The organism is Paenibacillus anseongensis (assembly GCF_009757995.1).
Classification (GTDB): Bacteria; Bacillota; Bacilli; order Paenibacillales; family NBRC-103111; genus Paenibacillus_E; species Paenibacillus_E chondroitinus.
Genome location: NZ_WSEM01000028.1, coordinates 58,295 through 74,973, shown reverse-complemented (window position 1 = coordinate 74,973; position 16,679 = coordinate 58,295). Strand labels below are relative to the sequence as shown.

General features: G+C 49.4%; 14 protein-coding genes and 1 pseudogene. All 15 read left to right on the top strand.

Annotated features, from left to right (window positions below; all coding sequences use genetic code 11):
- Nucleotides 1-186: 186 nt before the first annotated feature.
- The 15 genes and pseudogenes from GON05_RS28480 (at nucleotide 187) to GON05_RS28410 (ending at nucleotide 16,591) form a co-directional block, all read left to right on the top strand.
- A complete protein-coding gene (locus tag GON05_RS28480) occupies nucleotides 187-504 on the top strand; it encodes an aminoglycoside phosphotransferase/kinase family protein (protein ID WP_221435271.1) in 318 nt (105 codons plus the stop codon).
- A gap of 15 nt (nucleotides 505-519) precedes the next feature.
- A pseudogene (locus GON05_RS28475) lies at nucleotides 520-1,191 on the top strand (phosphotransferase enzyme family protein); the annotation flags it as partial.
- Nucleotides 1,155-1,700 carry a hypothetical protein gene (locus GON05_RS28470; protein ID WP_157323983.1) on the top strand — a complete coding sequence of 182 codons (546 nt, stop codon included), beginning with the start codon at nucleotides 1,155-1,157 and terminating at the stop codon, nucleotides 1,698-1,700. The pseudogene GON05_RS28475 and the gene GON05_RS28470, both read left to right, overlap by 37 nt.
- 56 nt (nucleotides 1,701-1,756) lie before the next feature.
- The gene (locus GON05_RS28465) at nucleotides 1,757-2,020 is read left to right on the top strand and encodes a hypothetical protein (protein WP_157323981.1); all 264 of its coding nucleotides are present in this window, start codon (nucleotides 1,757-1,759) and stop codon (nucleotides 2,018-2,020) included.
- Between the two features lie 103 nt (nucleotides 2,021-2,123).
- On the top strand, nucleotides 2,124-3,014 hold the full coding sequence (locus GON05_RS28460; protein ID WP_181646544.1) for a LysR family transcriptional regulator: 891 nt from the start codon (nucleotides 2,124-2,126) through the stop codon (nucleotides 3,012-3,014).
- Nucleotides 3,015-3,118: 104 nt separating this feature from the next.
- Complete coding sequence (locus GON05_RS28455; RefSeq protein WP_157323977.1) at nucleotides 3,119-3,556, top strand: rhodanese-like domain-containing protein; 438 nt, start codon at nucleotides 3,119-3,121, stop codon at nucleotides 3,554-3,556.
- A 190-nt stretch (nucleotides 3,557-3,746) separates the two neighbouring features.
- The gene (locus GON05_RS28450; protein ID WP_157323975.1) at nucleotides 3,747-5,753 is read left to right on the top strand and encodes a helix-turn-helix domain-containing protein; all 2,007 of its coding nucleotides are present in this window, start codon (nucleotides 3,747-3,749) and stop codon (nucleotides 5,751-5,753) included.
- Between the two features lie 48 nt (nucleotides 5,754-5,801).
- Nucleotides 5,802-6,266 (top strand): helix-turn-helix transcriptional regulator, encoded by a 465-nt coding sequence (locus GON05_RS28445; RefSeq protein ID WP_157323973.1) that lies wholly within the window; start codon nucleotides 5,802-5,804, stop codon nucleotides 6,264-6,266.
- Between the two features lie 129 nt (nucleotides 6,267-6,395).
- Complete coding sequence (locus GON05_RS28440; protein WP_157323971.1) at nucleotides 6,396-7,763, top strand: aspartate aminotransferase family protein; 1,368 nt, start codon at nucleotides 6,396-6,398, stop codon at nucleotides 7,761-7,763.
- 34 nt (nucleotides 7,764-7,797) lie between these two features.
- Nucleotides 7,798-9,561, top strand: a complete 1,764-nt coding sequence (locus GON05_RS28435; protein ID WP_157323969.1) for an IucA/IucC family protein — start codon at nucleotides 7,798-7,800, stop codon at nucleotides 9,559-9,561.
- A 2-nt stretch (nucleotides 9,562-9,563) separates the two neighbouring features.
- Complete coding sequence (locus tag GON05_RS28430) at nucleotides 9,564-10,802, top strand: MFS transporter (RefSeq protein ID WP_181646543.1); 1,239 nt, start codon at nucleotides 9,564-9,566, stop codon at nucleotides 10,800-10,802.
- 10 nt (nucleotides 10,803-10,812) lie between these two features.
- A complete protein-coding gene (locus GON05_RS28425; RefSeq protein ID WP_157323967.1) occupies nucleotides 10,813-12,633 on the top strand; it encodes an IucA/IucC family protein in 1,821 nt (606 codons plus the stop codon).
- The gene (locus GON05_RS28420; protein ID WP_157323966.1) at nucleotides 12,633-14,582 is read left to right on the top strand and encodes an IucA/IucC family protein; all 1,950 of its coding nucleotides are present in this window, start codon (nucleotides 12,633-12,635) and stop codon (nucleotides 14,580-14,582) included. The genes GON05_RS28425 and GON05_RS28420 overlap by 1 nt, the downstream gene beginning before the upstream one ends.
- A gap of 31 nt (nucleotides 14,583-14,613) precedes the next feature.
- The gene (locus GON05_RS28415) at nucleotides 14,614-15,228 is read left to right on the top strand and encodes an RraA family protein (protein ID WP_157323964.1); all 615 of its coding nucleotides are present in this window, start codon (nucleotides 14,614-14,616) and stop codon (nucleotides 15,226-15,228) included.
- Nucleotides 15,229-15,256: 28 nt separating this feature from the next.
- Nucleotides 15,257-16,591 carry an LLM class flavin-dependent oxidoreductase gene (locus tag GON05_RS28410; RefSeq protein ID WP_181646542.1) on the top strand — a complete coding sequence of 445 codons (1,335 nt, stop codon included), beginning with the start codon at nucleotides 15,257-15,259 and terminating at the stop codon, nucleotides 16,589-16,591.
- Nucleotides 16,592-16,679 lie beyond the last annotated feature (88 nt).

Here is a 16,679-nt window from a genome sequence, read left to right as displayed (position 1 = left end):
AGGTCTGGAAAGACCTTTCGGGGTTTTTTGTGCGTTCCGCTTCATGGAGGAAACTTGCTGACTTTGCCTAAATAACGGCCTGTAGTTCCCACTCGCGATCCATCGGTTGCTCATAAGAGACACTTCTTGTGGAGATTGCAGGATTTGGTGCATAAACCGCCAACTATAGGATATTCCCACATGTCGGTGAGAGGACAAGGAGTAGAGACGATGGTCGAGATCAACCAGGTGCTGGAAGAGATCGTTAGCGATATGCATGAGAAGTTTGGTAGGAGCGTTATGGATGCTTACCGGCTTAATAGAGGTTGGTTGAATGTGAAATGGCGGATGGTGACAGATCAGGGTCCTGTTTTCGTTAAGTTTTATCATCCGGATCGGTATAAGCTGCATGTATCGGAGAAAAGGAAAAAGATAGAGTTGACTCTATCTTTGCAGCAGCGGCTGCATGAATCGGGTTTGTCTTGTCCAGAGGTATATGCCTCCACGGAGGGAGTGTTCATGTAAGAAACCCTCTCTGGCCATCACTATGTGATCATGAGCTGGGTCGAGGGGAATGTTCCTGTTCCCGGCCGTATGAGCCATTCCCATATGGTTGATTTGGGTAAAACAACAGGTCATATGCATCAGCTGCTTCAACAGGTTCCGCTAGCCAAACAAGCATGGAAACCGGATCAAGCAGCATGCCTGAAGGAGCTTCAGACTAATCTGGAGCAAGCGATACAGAGCAATAACTTGCGACTCACTGCCTTGCTGGAAAAGGCGATCAGGAACATCCAGACGCTAGATTTTAAACATTTTTCGGAGTGCCCGGTCGGCTGGCTGCACTGGGATCTGTGGGCGGATAATCTGCTGCTGGATGCGGAGGGGATAGCGGCGATTGTCGATTTTGACCGGATGGATGTGGCATATCCTGAAATTGATATCGCTCGAGCTGTACTGTCCGGTGCATGGGGGCTGGGTGGGATTCGAATGGATACGGTTCATGCTTTTTTACATGGGTATCGGGAGCATGCTGAAGCGCCTGATGGAATGCTTCTGCGAGCCATTCAAATGCTGTATTTAATTGAATCCATTTGGTGGCTTCGTACGGAGATTTATGAGGAGACTGGCGTCCCGGCGCGGTTTTTGCAAGAAATGGAGTGGCTGACTGAGCATTGGGACAGACTGCCGGATTTAATTGGCCATTTGTAATAGACTTCCATGTTCTGCACAAGCTAACTGCAAATAAGCAGCAAGGTGAGGTCATTATTTTGAAAATATTTATGTGCATTTGGACGGTTGTCCTCCTGTTGAGCGCCAGTTGCCTACCAGTTTCAGCTGCTGACGGGGCAGAAGCGTTCGATATTCAGAAGGGTGAGGTCGTGAAGATTATTCCCCACTCGGCCCAACTGCAGAGCGAAGTAGAGAAGTGGCTGGCAGCGATTGAAGGTCCTGTAGGCTCTATGAACATTGAACCAGATAGTGGAATAGCTATTAAAATTGAGCTGGCTCCCCCTTTGAAAATCAACAATCCATGGCTAAAGGGAACGGTCACGCAAGTTGTCTTATTTGTAAGTCAGTCGGATACGTACACCCCAAAGCTTTTAGTTTTTACACAAGAAAATAATATGATCGCAATGACGCTTAAGTATGATTTACACACATTCTTCATTAGGAATAATCTTTACCACCCACAGCTAAACCTGTCCATGCCAAACTAGAACTCTTGCATACGATATAGGGAATCGTATTTCTAGCAGGAAGCGGGTGAGGTTTCATGAAAAAGACACAGGCAGCTAGATTGGAAAATCAAGTGTATTCGAATCGGGTTGCGAGATCGGAGTTCGATAAGAACTGGCGGACGGTGATAGGTAGAAGCGGGTATATCATCTACATTGCGACGGCTAATCAGGCCAAAGTGACCGTTTTGCTGAATAACGGGTCAAGCAAATTAATCACCTTCAATAAAGGCGGCAGGGTGTTGGTTGGTTCCGGGGGCGTTAGTCATTATAGTAAACCCCATTTTGCCAAAGACCTTTAAATAGAATCAGGAAAATGAAGGCTGCCGAGGTTCGGTGGCTTTTTTAGTGCCCAGTTATGGTACGATGTAGATAATATGTTTGCAGGAAGAGAGGTCATCCATAGTGGAATTAACATATTTAAAAACCTTTCGAGAAGTAGCCAAATGGGGAAGCTACACACGCGCCGCGGAAGTGCTCGGGTATGCGCAGTCGAGTATTACGACTCAAATTCAAAAGCTGGAGGAAGCTTACGGAGCCGTTCTTGTCGAACGATTCGGAAGAAGTATGAAGCTGACGCTTGCCGGCGAGGCGCTTCTTCAGTATGCCAACGACATTTACAGGCTCCATGAGGAGTCTAAGGAGGTCGTTTCCCGGCAGTCCAAAGGCATACTTTCCATTGGAACGATAGAAACGTTAGCCGCTTTTTTCCTTCCGCCGCATCTACAGACGTACCGCCAGCATTTCCCGGAAATCAATGTGACGATTCAACCGGGCAACGAGCCTTTCATTATTGAAGCTGTAAAAGAGGGGGCCCTTGATCTGGGCATCATTTTGGATCCGCCTTTTAGCGATCCTGAGCTGTATTGCCACATTTTAAGGGAGGAAGAGCTGGTGATCATCGCTAGTCCTGCGCACAAATTTGCCGCCGGTATCGAGGGTGTGCAGATCGGAGATTTGGAAAAAGAATCGCTGATTTTAACGGAAGAGGGCTGCACATACAGGGCAATGCTGCTTAGGACGCTCAAAAGCAATCAAATTCCCTATTCTATGTCCTACGAGTTCGGAAACCTGGAAGCAATCAAGCAGTGCGTCATGTACGGACTTGGCATTGCGTTATTGCCGCGCATTGTTGTTGCTGAGGATATTCAAAAAGGCCGGCTGGCCGCGGTTCCCCTTGTTCATCCGGATTTTAAATTCTATACGCAGCTTATTTATTCGAAGAAAAAATGGCAGTCCAAAGCTTTTACGGGCTTCTTAGATGTCCTCGGTGCATCCAATTATCAAAATGAATGAAGTATAGTATCGAATTCTATCGATAACTCCATGGTTTAGGAACGTGTTATAGTCAATTCAAGTCATTCAGCGATTGAAAATAACACTCAATGGAGGTCTTCATTATGAACAATCAACCTGTAAATTCGCTAGTCCTGGAAACGCCTGCTGCTTCACCGGAGGCTGTGCATCGCCATTTTATGAATAAATTAGCGGTCGAAACGGATGTAGCGGATGTGCGCTATGACATGCAGCATGGGGTCAATGATTTCCTGCTGATTGATGTGCGGAGCAATAAGGCGTATACGGAATGTCATATCCCCGGCGCAATTAATGTGCCGTCCAACCAGATCAATGAAGAGACGACGGCTGCATTTTCCAAAGACCAAGTGATTGTTGTCTACTGCTGGGGCCCAGCATGCAATGGAGGTACGAAAGGCGCAGCCCGGCTATCTAGACTTGGATTTAGAGTGAAAGAAATGTTAGGTGGAATTGAGTATTGGCGCAAAGAAGGAAACGAGGTAGAGGGCACATTGGGGCAAGCAGCTCCGTTGATTGGATAGTATTATAGCTGAAAAAAGGCACTTCTTCGGTCATTCGATGACTTGGGGGAGGCCTTTTTCTTTTTCGGATTGGAGAGGAATGGATATTAAGGGTTTTTTAGATAAAACAATTGATATTGATTATCAGTATCAATATAATAAAGCTAGTGAATAGGTAATCACCCAACAAATACCAGGAGGTGAACGAATATTGTCTTTTCAGGAGCAAATCTTGCTTTGGAATCATGCCTCGCTGAAAGTGTTGGACGTGCGTCGTACGGTTTTGCAGCCAGGTGAAAGTATACATGGTTATCAGCTTCCAGCGAGTGTATTTCTGTATGCTTCTCGGGGAAGGGCTCAGCTGCTGCTTGATCATAGTGTGTATTCAGCGGATAAATGTCATGTTTGTCATGCGGGCAAAGGCACTTTTCTTGATATTGTCAATGTGATGGAAACTTTTGAGTATTTTATGGTGTTCTATAAAGCCGTTCTGGCGCTTCCTGCCAGGAAAGATCTGCTTCGGCTGCAGGAGAAAAATAATCCATTTAGATGGCAGTTTGGATTTATGCCGCAGCGTTCGCTCTCCTTGTTTCTGCAGATGGAAGAAATGCACCAACAATGGACACAGCTTGGCGCTCTGGAAAAGTTCCACGTCAAAGCGTTATTCCATCAATTTGTCTATGTGATGCTGCAGCAGTTGCAGGAGCAGGGCGGCGAAATGACAAGCCCAGAGCCTGTCAGCCAAGCAATTCGCTATATGCAGGAACGTTATGCGGAGCAAATTACGCTGCAGGGATTGGCGGAGCTGCTGGACTGCAACGGACGACAGCTGCAGAGGCTGTTCAAAGCGAAGGTAAGCATGGGGCCTATGGAATATTTGATGCAGGTCCGGCTGGGGAAAGCGAAATCGCTTCTGCAACACACGGATGTACCGATTACCGAAATCGCAGAGGACGTTGGATATACGGACAGTTACTATTTTAGCCGAATATTCAAAAAGCATGTTGGCTTCTCTCCAGGTCGATTTAGGGATAAGTCAGGTCAGGCTGATTTCCGTCGTCAAAATCCATTGATTTTGTCGCAATTGCCCATTGTTCCCAGTAAATTGCAAAAGTATAGTGGGTTAGGTGAGGATGAATATCATTATCAGGATCTGGGTAGAGGTATGGCAGCTTATGCCGACTCAAATCCAAAGTCTTCTATTGCCGTTGGCTTTATGCTGACGCTTGCCTTGCTCCTAAGTGTATGTTCAGGACCAACCGCTGTAAGCGCTCAGGCAGACGGGAGTACAGCTTATACGAAAAGAGCTTTGGTACAGTCTTCGGCAGTAGTCGGAGGGACGGCAGAGTCGACTGCTATGGCTGCTGTACATACAACTCGAACGATCAGACATCTTAAAGGCGAACTGCCCCTGGACAAAATACCCGGAAAAATTGTTGTACTTGATGCGCAATATATCGACCAGCTGTTGACGCTTGGCAAACAGCCCGTTGGCACGGTGATTGCTACATCGGATGTTTCGGAATTCCCTGCCTATCTCTCACATCACCTGAGTGGCATTCAATTGATGGGGACTAAGGAGAAGCCTGATCTCGAAGCGATTAAGCTGGCAGAGCCCGATCTTATTATTTGCACGGAGTTTCAGGCGCATAAATATGATGAGCTTGCTCAGATCGCGCCGACGCTGTTGCTGGATCGGAATGCGGATTGGCGTTCCACGCTTCAAACTTTCGCGCAAATTTTGGACAAAGAGCAAGAGGTGCCTGACGTATTGGTCTCCTATGAGCATAAAATCGCTACTCTGCAGGCTGTGCTGGCAAGCAAGTTGGGCGGCGAGACTGTTGCTCTGATCAGGCCGCGCGATCATCAGATTCGGCTTCATACGATTGCACATCGCACAGCAGATATCTTGTATAGAGATCTAGGGATTCAAGCTCCGGATTGCGCTAAGGATAGGGAGAGGTCCAGTAAGTGGATTTCCCTGGAGTCGCTTCAACATGTAGATCGATTACTAGTTTTAACTGACGATTCCAACAAAGAATTGATTAGTGAATATCAAAAATCTGAAGAGTGGCAGCGTCTAAGAGCTGTGCAAGCCAATCAAGTGTACTCGGTTAATACAACAATGTGGATCGGATATTACGGTCCTATTGCCATCGATCTTATTTTGGATGAGATCGCAGTAGCTTTCCTGCAAGAAGATTTGCTGACGGTATAGAGATACTAGTGTGAGAGTCACCTACTATATACGGATGGAGAAGAGAATATGACCTTAACCAAAGTGCGTTTGACGATCGATTCCAGTGCGGAGGATGAATTGGCGCGTGCTAAGCTGATCGATTTGCATCAAATTGTCGTTGATCAGGTGATGCGGCTCAAAATCAATGAATCGGTGAAAGTCACGATTGAATATGGGGGAGCCGATCTGGAAGATCGGCTTTCTTCGCCAGCGGTGGCGAGTGGTGAGAAGGATGGGGATGATCTGCAAAGCGGGAAAATGGATAGCTTAAGTGAGAGGCAGCGGCAAATCGCCGAGATGCTCTGCAACCATTATTCGATTAAACGAATTGCGGAAGAGCTTTATGTGAGTGTAAATACCGTCAAGAAACATATTCAGAATATGAAAAAAGTGCTCAATATCGAGGTTTCGGGCGCAGATTTTATTTATACGGTGAAGAAAATACTGCAATATGGGGGCAGTGAGAGTAAGGTGATGCTTCAATCGGAGTAGTGATATTATCTGATTGGAGAATTTACGGTATTCGGACTTGTTTGGTATGCTGATGATGTTAAATGATAATGATTATCATTATCATGTAGATAACATAAAATAAACAAGATCTGAAGGAGTGAAGCAATAATGGTTAATCTTACTGTCACGGAACAGTCCCAAAATACGCGCTATCTCGAAAGCCAATCGCAGCGGGAATCCAATGCGAGATCGTATCCTAGAAGGCTTCCGATTGCGATACAAGAAGCGGAGGGAATTTACGTAAAAGATATGGACGGCAAGGTGTATTATGACTGCCTTGCTGGAGCCGGGACGCTTGCGCTCGGTCACAATCATCCTGTGGTCGTTGACGCGATCAAGCAAATGCTGGACAGCAAGCGACCGCTGCACACACTGGATTTGACGACTCCGCTTAAGGAGCAATTCGTGGATGAGCTGTTTGCCAGCTTGCCGGAGGAATTCGCCAAGAACGCACGCATCCAGTTTTGCGGTCCGACAGGCGGAGACGCCATTGAAGCGGCGATTAAGCTTGTCAAAACGGCTACGGGCAACCGCAGCATCCTGTCCTTCCAAGGCGGGTACCACGGATCAACCCATGCAGCAATGAGCCTTAGCGGAACGCTCGGGCAAAAAGAAAAGGTGAACGGCCTGATACCGGATGTACACTTCATGCCATACCCCTATGCCTATCGCTGCCCATTTGGCGTTGGCGGAGAACAGACGCATGAGCTTTCCTCCCGTTATATCGAAAATTTACTCGACGATCCCGAAAGCGGCATTGTTTCTCCGGCCGGCATGATTTTTGAAGTCGTGCAAGGCGAAGGCGGGTCTATTCCTGCACCTGTGGAATGGCTTCGCGAAATGCGGAGAATTACGCAAGAGCGGAATATTCCACTCATTATTGATGAGGTGCAAACAGGGCTTGGTCGGACCGGCAAGCTGTTCGCTTTCGAGCATGCCGGCATCATTCCGGATGTGCTGGTGCTGTCCAAAGCAATTGGCGGAAGCTTACCGCTATCGGTTGTCATTTATAACAGCAAATTGGATGTATGGAAGCCGGGCGCGCATATCGGCACGTTCCGGGGCAATCAGATGGCCATGGCAGCAGGTCTGGCTACACTGAAGTTCATTAAGGAGCATGATGTACCAGGCAAAGTGGAGAAACTCGGCCAACATCTGCGCAATCATTTAAACGAGTTGAAACTTGATGTGAACTGTATCGGAGATGTGCGTGGAAGAGGCCTGATGGTCGGCGTAGAAATCGTCAATGCAAAAGCATCGTTGGACCGGATCGGCCATTATCCCCAGTATCCCGAGTTGGCTAGAAGGATACAGCAGGAGTGCTTCAACAGGGGCTTAATTCTGGAAGTAGGCGGCAGACATTCTTCCGTCATGCGCTTCTTACCACCGCTTATCATCACGCAGCAGCAATTGGATGAAATTGCGCGTCTGTTCAGTGAAGCCGTTCATGCGGCCTGCGCTGCATTGGATGCGTGAGCGGAGCGGCAGAGAGAGGAGAGATCGACCACGGATGTTACAACAGCAAACGGACTCAGCCGCGAAAAGTACGGAGCTGGCGGAAACGGCGACCATACGCGCATTGCTAAACAGCTATTTGAGAGAAACCGGGGAAAGAGACCCTAGGGCAGCAATCCCCGGATTACGATATTTTATTGATTCTTTTCCTAAGCAAGGCGATCCGTTTATGCTTCATCTTCCCATGATCGGCAAAACGATCACCGGGGCCATTACGTATTACTCGGCTATTGGCCAGCATACGTATGGATCGTTTTTTTATGAAGCCATATCCGGTGGTGTATTTCGTGAGCTGAACATGGAACGGTTGCTTACGCTGCTGCTCGCAGAGCTGGGAAAAAGTGAAAAGGCTGAAAATGGTCTTAGTGACGAACAGCGGGTAAGATCCCGAATCGACAATAGCTACCGGAAAATGAGCCAGTATATGGAGCATTTCCTGAATCAAACCCAGGCGGAACTCGCCTGGAAGCCGGAATACGTCCGCTCGGAGCAGTCGCTCTATATCGGTCATCCATTTCATCCTTATCCGAAAAGCACCGAAGGTTTTGACTTTAACGAACTGGCTGCTTACAGCCCCGAGATGGGGGCTTCCTTTCAACTGCATTATTTTGCAGTCCGCAATGAGCTGGTGCACGAAGAGTGGCTGGATGGAGAAGAAGCCGTGGCGCTTCGACCTTTCGCTACCTTGCATGCGCGTCAGCAATTAGGCGATGCAGCAGGAAGCTACAAATTGCTGCCTATGCATCCTTGGCAGGCGGTTCATGTCCTGCGCCAGCCGCAAATTCAGGAAAGGATGAAGAAATCGGATATCATCAGCCTTGGTTTATGCGGTCCTGTCGTATATCCGACTTCATCGGTAAGAACAGTGTGGGAACCGGCCGGAGGCTACGGCTTCAAGCTGCCGCTGCATGTTCGCATCACGAATCTGCTGCGCGAGAATACACAGGAGCAAGCAGAACGGACGATGGATGCGGCACGCGTGCTGCATCATCTTAAGGATGCGTGCAACAATGCACATTTTCAAATTCTTTCCGAAACGGGCTACAGCAGCGTTCGGTTGACGGAGATGCCAGAGGAATGGTCAGCCTGTTTCACGGTCATTTACCGTCCAATGAAGCTTCCTAACCCATTCACGTACGTGCTGGCTTCGGTGTTAGAAAGCTTGCCAGGGCAAAAGGAGCCTAAACTGATCCAGGCAATTAGACGAAGCGGGCAGGGTACACTGCCTGACTTGCGGGAGTGGCTGGCTGCATACTTACGAATCTCGATGGTATCCCTGCTGCGCCTGCTAGCCGAGCAGGGAATTTCCTTCGAGGCTCATTTGCAGAACTCGCTAGTGTCCTTGAAGAATGGCATGCCCGATTGTTTTTATGTGCGTGACCTCGAAGGCGTAAGTATCGACCGCCGCAAGGCCGCCGAAGCTGGCTGGACCCAAACGCTGCTGGCAGAGAGCAGTCCTGTGCTCTACGAAGAGTCTGAAACTTGGATGAGAACGAAATATTATTTCTTCGTGAATCACTTAGGTTCACTGGTGCATACGATTGCGGCCTATAGCCGTGAAGCTGAAGAGCCATACTGGCGCATCGTCCAGGACGTGCTCCAACAAGAGCGTTCGAGAGCAGACGAAAGGATGCTTCCTTATCTTGACGATTTGCTGCATAGCGAAAGCCTGCCCGCGAAAGCCAACTTTACAAGCTGTTTTTTATCTAGGGGAGAAAAACCGCTGTTTGTCGACATCCCAAATCCGATGAAGGTGTAACTGTGGAGAAGTGGAAACGGAATCTTTACATTTTATACGTCGGTCAATTTCTGGCTATGGCCTCAACAAGCAGCATTACCCCCTTTTTACCGTTGTACTTACAAGAACTTGGATTTACGGATCCGAAAAAGGTGCTTTTCTGGTCCGGCATGATCTACGGTGCGAACCTACTGACAGCCTTTCTGTTCTCCCCGATCTGGGGGAAGCTGGCTGACCGCTATGGTCGCAAAGTGATGCTCGTCCGATCCGGCATCGGCATGGCGGTCACGATTACGTTGATGGGCGTTGCCACCAGCCCGGTGCATTTGCTGCTGCTGCGTCTCGTCAACGGCGTGCTTTCCGGGTTCGGCCCGGCGGCAATCGCCCTTACCGCCACGAATACGCCCAAAGAGCGAAGCGGGTATGCGCTGGGTATTTTACACTCCGGGGCGGTAGCCGGAACGATTTGCGGGCCGCTGCTGGGCGGCTTGATGGCTGACCATTTCGGCTTGAGAGAGGTGTTTTTTTATACCGGCATCAGCATTTTTGTAGCTGCCCTAATCGTTATTTTTGGCGTTAAGGAAAAGTTCGAGAAGAAAGTGAAAGCGGAAAAGAAAACAGATCTGATTCAGGATTTTAAAATCATTGTGGCTAGAAAGCCAATTGCCTCGCTTTTCGTCTCCTCCGCAATATTAAGGGCGGCAATGATCGGCACCCTGCCACTCATTCCGCTATATGTACAGCATTTGGCAGCCGGATCCGATAATCTGGTCGTTCTGGCAGGGATCACCTCGGCATCCATGGGGATTGCCAATATGATCACAGCTCCGTATCTGGGCAAGCTCGGCGACAAATACGGTTCACATCGCATTTTTATTTATGCGGTACTTGGTGCGATTGTGTTTTCGATCCCGCAGGCATTTGTCCACCAGTTGTGGCAGTTAATTGTCTTAAGGTTTTGCACCGGTGCTTGCATTGGCGGCATGATGCCATCGATGAATGTGCTGATTCGGCAGTATGCACCGGTAGGCATGGAGAGCCGCACATACAGTTATGTTAACTGCACAGTGCTGCTGGGCGGCTTGGCAGGTTCACTCGGTATGGGCGTCATCGCGTCGAATTTTGGCTTGCCGATGATCTTTCTGTGTGCAGCCGGACTGCTGATTATGAGTAACATTTGGATGAGAGTGAACGTGTTTCCCCACATCACGCAGCGCAAGGATTCGGCTGCTCTGGCCGTCGGTCAGGAAATAATCAAATGAGGTGTAGCGAATGAATACGACACAATGGGTATCTGCAAGCCAAGTTGATTTGGATAAAAAAGTAGAGGAACGGGTGCTTGGCCAGTTAATTGAAGCTGTTCTTTATGAGCAAATTGCCATCCCCTTGAGCGGGGTGCCGGCTTCCGGATTTAACGGAGAACTTGTTTTAGAAGGGAAGGCAGCTGACGGGGAGACGGTAACTTATCGTTTTCAGGCGAAAAGAAAAATGACCTTTGACCGCATCCGTTTAGCCAGAGATACAATCAAGCGCCAGAAGGGGAAGGAAGAATGGGCCACTGCGCAAGTATCCCAGTTCGTCCTGGAAGTGCTTGGCCAGATTCAGCCGGACAAAGAACGACTGGGTATGCTGCTTCAAGAGCTGCAAAGCACGTTCGTGAACGATGTGCAGGCTCAGGCTTACCGGGCATCTTTGCCGCAAACAAGGCAGCAGCGCAGCTATGATGAGTTGGAAAGCTTGCTGGACGGCCATCCGTATCACCCGTGCTATAAGTCTCGAATCGGCTTCAGCCTGGAGGAGAATGCCCGTTACGGCCCTGAATTCAATCAGGATCTGCAGCCTGTATGGTTGGCCGTTGCCAAGGCTCAAAGTCAGCTTTCTCTTTTGGAAGGCGAAGATTATCGGAACATGATTCAAGCTGAACTTGGCAGTGACGTTGTTAGCCGGTTCGTGGCGATTTTGACGGAAAAAGGGTTAAATGCGGCTGAGTATCTGTTCATGCCTGTTCATCCTTGGCAGTGGGAACACATGATTACCTCTGCCTTTCAGCAGCAGTTAACGGATTCTACAATCGTGAAGCTTGGGTTTGGGGAAGATGTGTACCGTGCGCAGCAATCCATTCGCAGTTGGGCGAATCAGTCGAACCCGGAGAGAGCTTACTTGAAAATGGCGCTAAATATTACGAATACATCGACAAGACGCATGCTTGCGAAGCATACGATTCTGAACGCGCCGCTTGTTTCGCGCTGGTTGTTGTCACTGACGGAGAAGGATGAGACGGCTCAGAAGCTTGATCTTGTTTTTCTGGCTGAATTTGCTGGCATCACCTATGAGTATGATAAGCTTCCAGCTGAATTGCAGCCGCAGGCTTACGGGAACTTGGGGGTCGTGTGGAGGCAAAGCGTACACCGCTTCTTGAAAGACGGCGAAGCCGCTATTCCGCTGAGCTCAGTCACGTATGTAGACGGTCAGCAGCCATTCATTGAGCCGTGGGTACAGCAATATGGCCTCCAGGCCTGGACGCGCGAGCTGCTTGATACAGCTATAACCCCGCTTATTCACATGCTGTATGCGCACGGATTGGCGATGGAGTCGCATGCCCAAAATATCGTGCTCATTCACAAAGACGGCCTGCCTGCTCGACTGGCGTTGAAGGATTTCCACGATGGCCTGCGATTCTCCAAAGCGCAGCTTCCACAGCCGGAGCTTTGTCCGGACCTGAACTTGGAACCAGCAGCGCACCGGGCAATCAACCGGCATTCCTATATGCAAACGGATGATTTGGAAGCCGTGAAAGATTTTCTGCATAGCGCCTTTTTCTTCGTTTGTTTAGGCGATATCGGGATATTTTTGAACGAGCGTTACGGGCTGGAAGAGTCGGAGTTTTGGCAAATGGTCGCCGATGTCATTCAGCAATATCAACAGGAGCACCCCGAGCATAAGGCTAATTTTGAAAAATATGATCTCTTCTCCGATACAATTCGGATCGAACAATTAGCGCGTAGAAGGCTGTGGAAGGACATGGAAGTCGATCCGAAGCATGTTCCGAACCCGTTAGCCCATTATCGTTTCTCACAAGGAGGCCGTGTATAATGCCAAACAAACATGCAGGTAATAAGGCTGAACAACGGGTAATGGAAGATCTGGTGAATGCTTTACTGGCGGAACAATTTCTAGAAGGTCATGCGTCTGTAGAGCTGATAGCCAAAGAAGAGTGGACTTCCATTGCCTCTCAGGACGATCTGTTGAAAATGGTTCAGCAGCAATTTGGAGCTGAGGTAGAAGCGCAGGCAACTCATGTATACCGGTGGAAGCTGGAGGATGCCGTCATTGTGTTACCAGTGAGCACGTCGATTACACAGCCATATCGGTTTGAAGCTTCCTACGGTGTGTTTAAAGTGAACCAAGGAAAACTGTCCAGGCTCGGCTCGCTGGAGCTTATGGGGCATGTTGTGACGCTGTACGCCAATGACCCGGTGGCGGTCGATCCATATGGCGCGGTGAAGTTCCTGCATATGATCGAACAAACGCTGCTGCAAACGTCATTTTCGCTGGAAAATGAGCAGCCGAGCGCGCCGATTCTCGGATTGCCGCAGGCGGCTTCCCTGCTGGAGGCAGAGCGTAAAGCGGCTTACCGTGACCGGCCATTCCATCCAGTGTCCAAAGTGAAGCAAGGATGGGTTTATGACGAGTGCAGCAGCTACACGGCTGAATTCGGACGTCCGATCAAGCTGAACTGGATGGCTGTGAAGCAGGATTACGTCGTATCCGGGCTTGAGGAAGGGCGCGAGTTGTTTCCGGTAGACCTACTGCTTTCGGAGGAGGAACGAAATCAAATCAACGCGGAGCTGGACAGACGCGGTCTAGGTGAAGGCGCATATACAGCGATTCCTGTGCATCCATGGCAGATGTCCGCGATTTTGCCGGAGCAGATTAAAAGAGAGCTCGAAGAGAAGATCTGCATTCCTTTGGAGACGGAAACGGGCACCTTCTACGCAACGTCATCCGTGCGCTCCTTAATGCCGGAGAATCAGAGTCCTTATCATGTGAAACTGCCGTTAGGCATTTATTCACTTGGCGGACTTCGTTATTTGTCGGCGATTAAGCTGATGAACGGCCAGCAAGCGGAGTCATTGATGAGACAAGCCGTGGAGCGGGATACCGTGCTGAAGCAAAAGCTGTTTTTATGCGATGAAACGAAATGGTGGGCGTATTTGCCGGAAGACCGGGATTTGTTCGCGGACTATCCAAGACATTTATCTACGATGATTCGGGAATATCCAGCAGAGCTTGTGCAAGATGCTGATATTCGTCTGCTGCCGATGTCAGCGCTTTCGGTTCATGAGTCTGTGGAAAACGGACATCTATTTGATGAGTGGTTAAAATGGATTGGATCCGATCTAAGTGCCGATGCTGTCGTGCGGCTGTTTCGTGAAGTGCTGGTGTCCTACTTCGAGATCTGTTTCCGCTTGTTCCGACTCGGCATGATGCCGGAAGTGCACGGCCAGAACTGCGTGCTGGTCTGGAAGCAAGGCAAAATAGAAGGGCTGCTGCTTCGCGATCATGATGCACTGCGCGTGCATGTGCCTTGGTTAAACGCGAATGGTCTCGAAGACCCGGCATACACGCTCCGTGCGGGATATCCGAACTCGCTGTATCACGATCAGCCGCAAAAGCTGCTGACTTTTTTCCAAATGCTCGGCATCCAAGTGAACAGCTACGCCATTCTGAAAAGCGTTGCTGACTACTACGGCTTGAATGAAGCCTCCTTGTGGAAAGAGCTGAAGTCATGCTTGGAGGAGGCCATCCAGAAAGCAGAAGTGCCGGATGAAGTAGCGGAAGTTCTGAACGATGCGCTGTTCGTTAAGGCTGCTTGGCCATGGAAGCAGATCGTGCGTCCGCTTCTAAAAAAGCAGGCTTTGCGCGTTCCGGGCAGCATGCCTTATGGCCAAGGCGAAGTGGCGAATCCCTTTCATGTTTTGAGTGAGGCACATCAGACCAAGGACTTGAGCAAAGAAGCTCAGCTGACGAGTCGCGCATAATTAACGATGTTAACGATAGGAGAGATCACGTATGTTTCGTATTCAACCAAGGGTACAAGGCGTAACGCCTGAACTTCTGGAGCTGTATAAAGACATTAGCCCCTCTACGATCGGTCATATGACAGACTTCGGCTTTCTGCACGGCGCTCAGCCGTTGTTCAGACCGATTCGTCTGTTGGGGAACGCTGTAACGGTACGTACACCGCATATTGACTCCAGCGCCATTACTAAGGCTATGGAGTTGGTGCAGCCCGGGGATGTGCTCGTGATTGACATGTCCGGCGATGAGCAGCGTGCTTGTTGGGGAGAATTCAGAACCTATGCGGCGATAGCTAAAAAGGTTGCCGGTGTCATTGTTTCCGGCTGCGCTGCGGATGTTCGCGCGATTACGGGGCTCGGCTTTCCCGTGTATTCCAAGGGCATCAGCGCACTCACCACGCGGACGCTGAAGCTGGAGGGCGAGGTTAATACACCTATTAGCGTATTTGGGGTAAGCATCCAGCCCGGCGATTTGATCGTGGGGGATGATGACGGTGTTTTCGTTATTAATCCGAGCGAAGCGACGGAAATCGGCTTGAAGGCTTTGGAGAAACAGCAGAAGGAAGAGCAGAGAAGAAAAGAATACGGCTACGTCCTGCCGATCTAGATAAATTTCCGTATATGAGGTGATAGGAGTGAAAGAACCGAAGAAACAGCTGCATTTGAACTTGTTTATTTTGAGCACAGGCCATCATGAAGCCTCATGGCGGCATCCGGACGCGCAGCCGCAGCTTGCGACAAGTCTGGACTACTACCAACAGCTGGCCAAAACCGCCGAGCGAGGCAAAATGGATTCTATCTTTTTAGCTGAAAAATATAGGTTAACCCCGTTAATTAAATATCGGGTCATTCCCCAGCTTGAAGCGTTCACGCTGCTATCTGCGATAGCGGCCGTGACCGAACACATCGGACTGACGGCAACAGCCTCGACCACTTACAATGAGCCGTACCATATTGCGAGGAAATTCGCTTCTCTCGATCACATTAGCGGAGGTCGGACGGGATGGAATATCGTGACTTCGACAGGGGATGCAACGGCGCATAATTTTAGCAAGGATCACCATTTGGATCATAAAGTCCGTTATGAACGCGGCAAGGAATTCGTGGAGGTTGTTAAACGGTTGTGGGCTGGTTGGGCAGAGAACTCGTTGCTGGTTGATAAGCAGTCAGGCATCTATGCTGATGTCAGCCGGATTAAGGGCGCGGAGTTTGCTGGTGAATTTTTCTCTGTAAAAGGGGCCTTGAATATCCCGCGTTCTCCACAAACGCACCCTGTCTTGGTGCAAGCCGGTTCATCCGAAGATGGCAAGCAGTTTGCTGCCGAGTTGGCGGAAGTGATTTTTACGGCGCAGAACACGATGGAGGAAGCGATTGCCTTTTATTCCGATGTGAAAAGCAGATTGAAGCAGTTTGGACGTTCCGAGGATCAATTGAAAATCCTGCCTGGGTTTATCCCATTTGTCGGGGACACGGAAGCGGAAGCCAAGGCGAAAGAAAGAGAGCTGAATGAGCTGGCCGTCTCTGAATACGGCATTCGGAGCCTATCGGATCTGCTCAAAATCAATTTGTTTCAATATCCGCTGGACGGTCCCGTGCCGCTCGAGGATCTTCCATCCATAGACGAGATACAAGGGCAGAAAGCACGGTTCCAACTATATGTCGACCTGGCGCGCCGGGAAAACCTGACGATTCGAGAGCTGATTATCCGGACGGCTGGGGGCAGAGGGCATTTTACTTTTGCCGGAACGGCTGTGCAGATTGCAGATGAAATGGAGCGTTGGTTGGTGAACGGAGCGGCAGATGGGTTTAATCTGATGCCTGCGCTCTTGCCAGGAGGTTTGGATGATTTTGTGAATAAAGTGATTCCCGAGCTTCAGAAAAGGGGCATTTATCGCACGGAATATACAGGTTCCACGTTGAGAGAGCATTTAGGTTTAACCCTTGAACATGAACTGGTAACACGCAGTTAGGTTTGGAAGTATGGGGATAATTGTCAGAAAAGTCCAAAAAAGTGGTCGCGAATGTCCATTTTCATAACCAGGTACTTCCGTATAATAA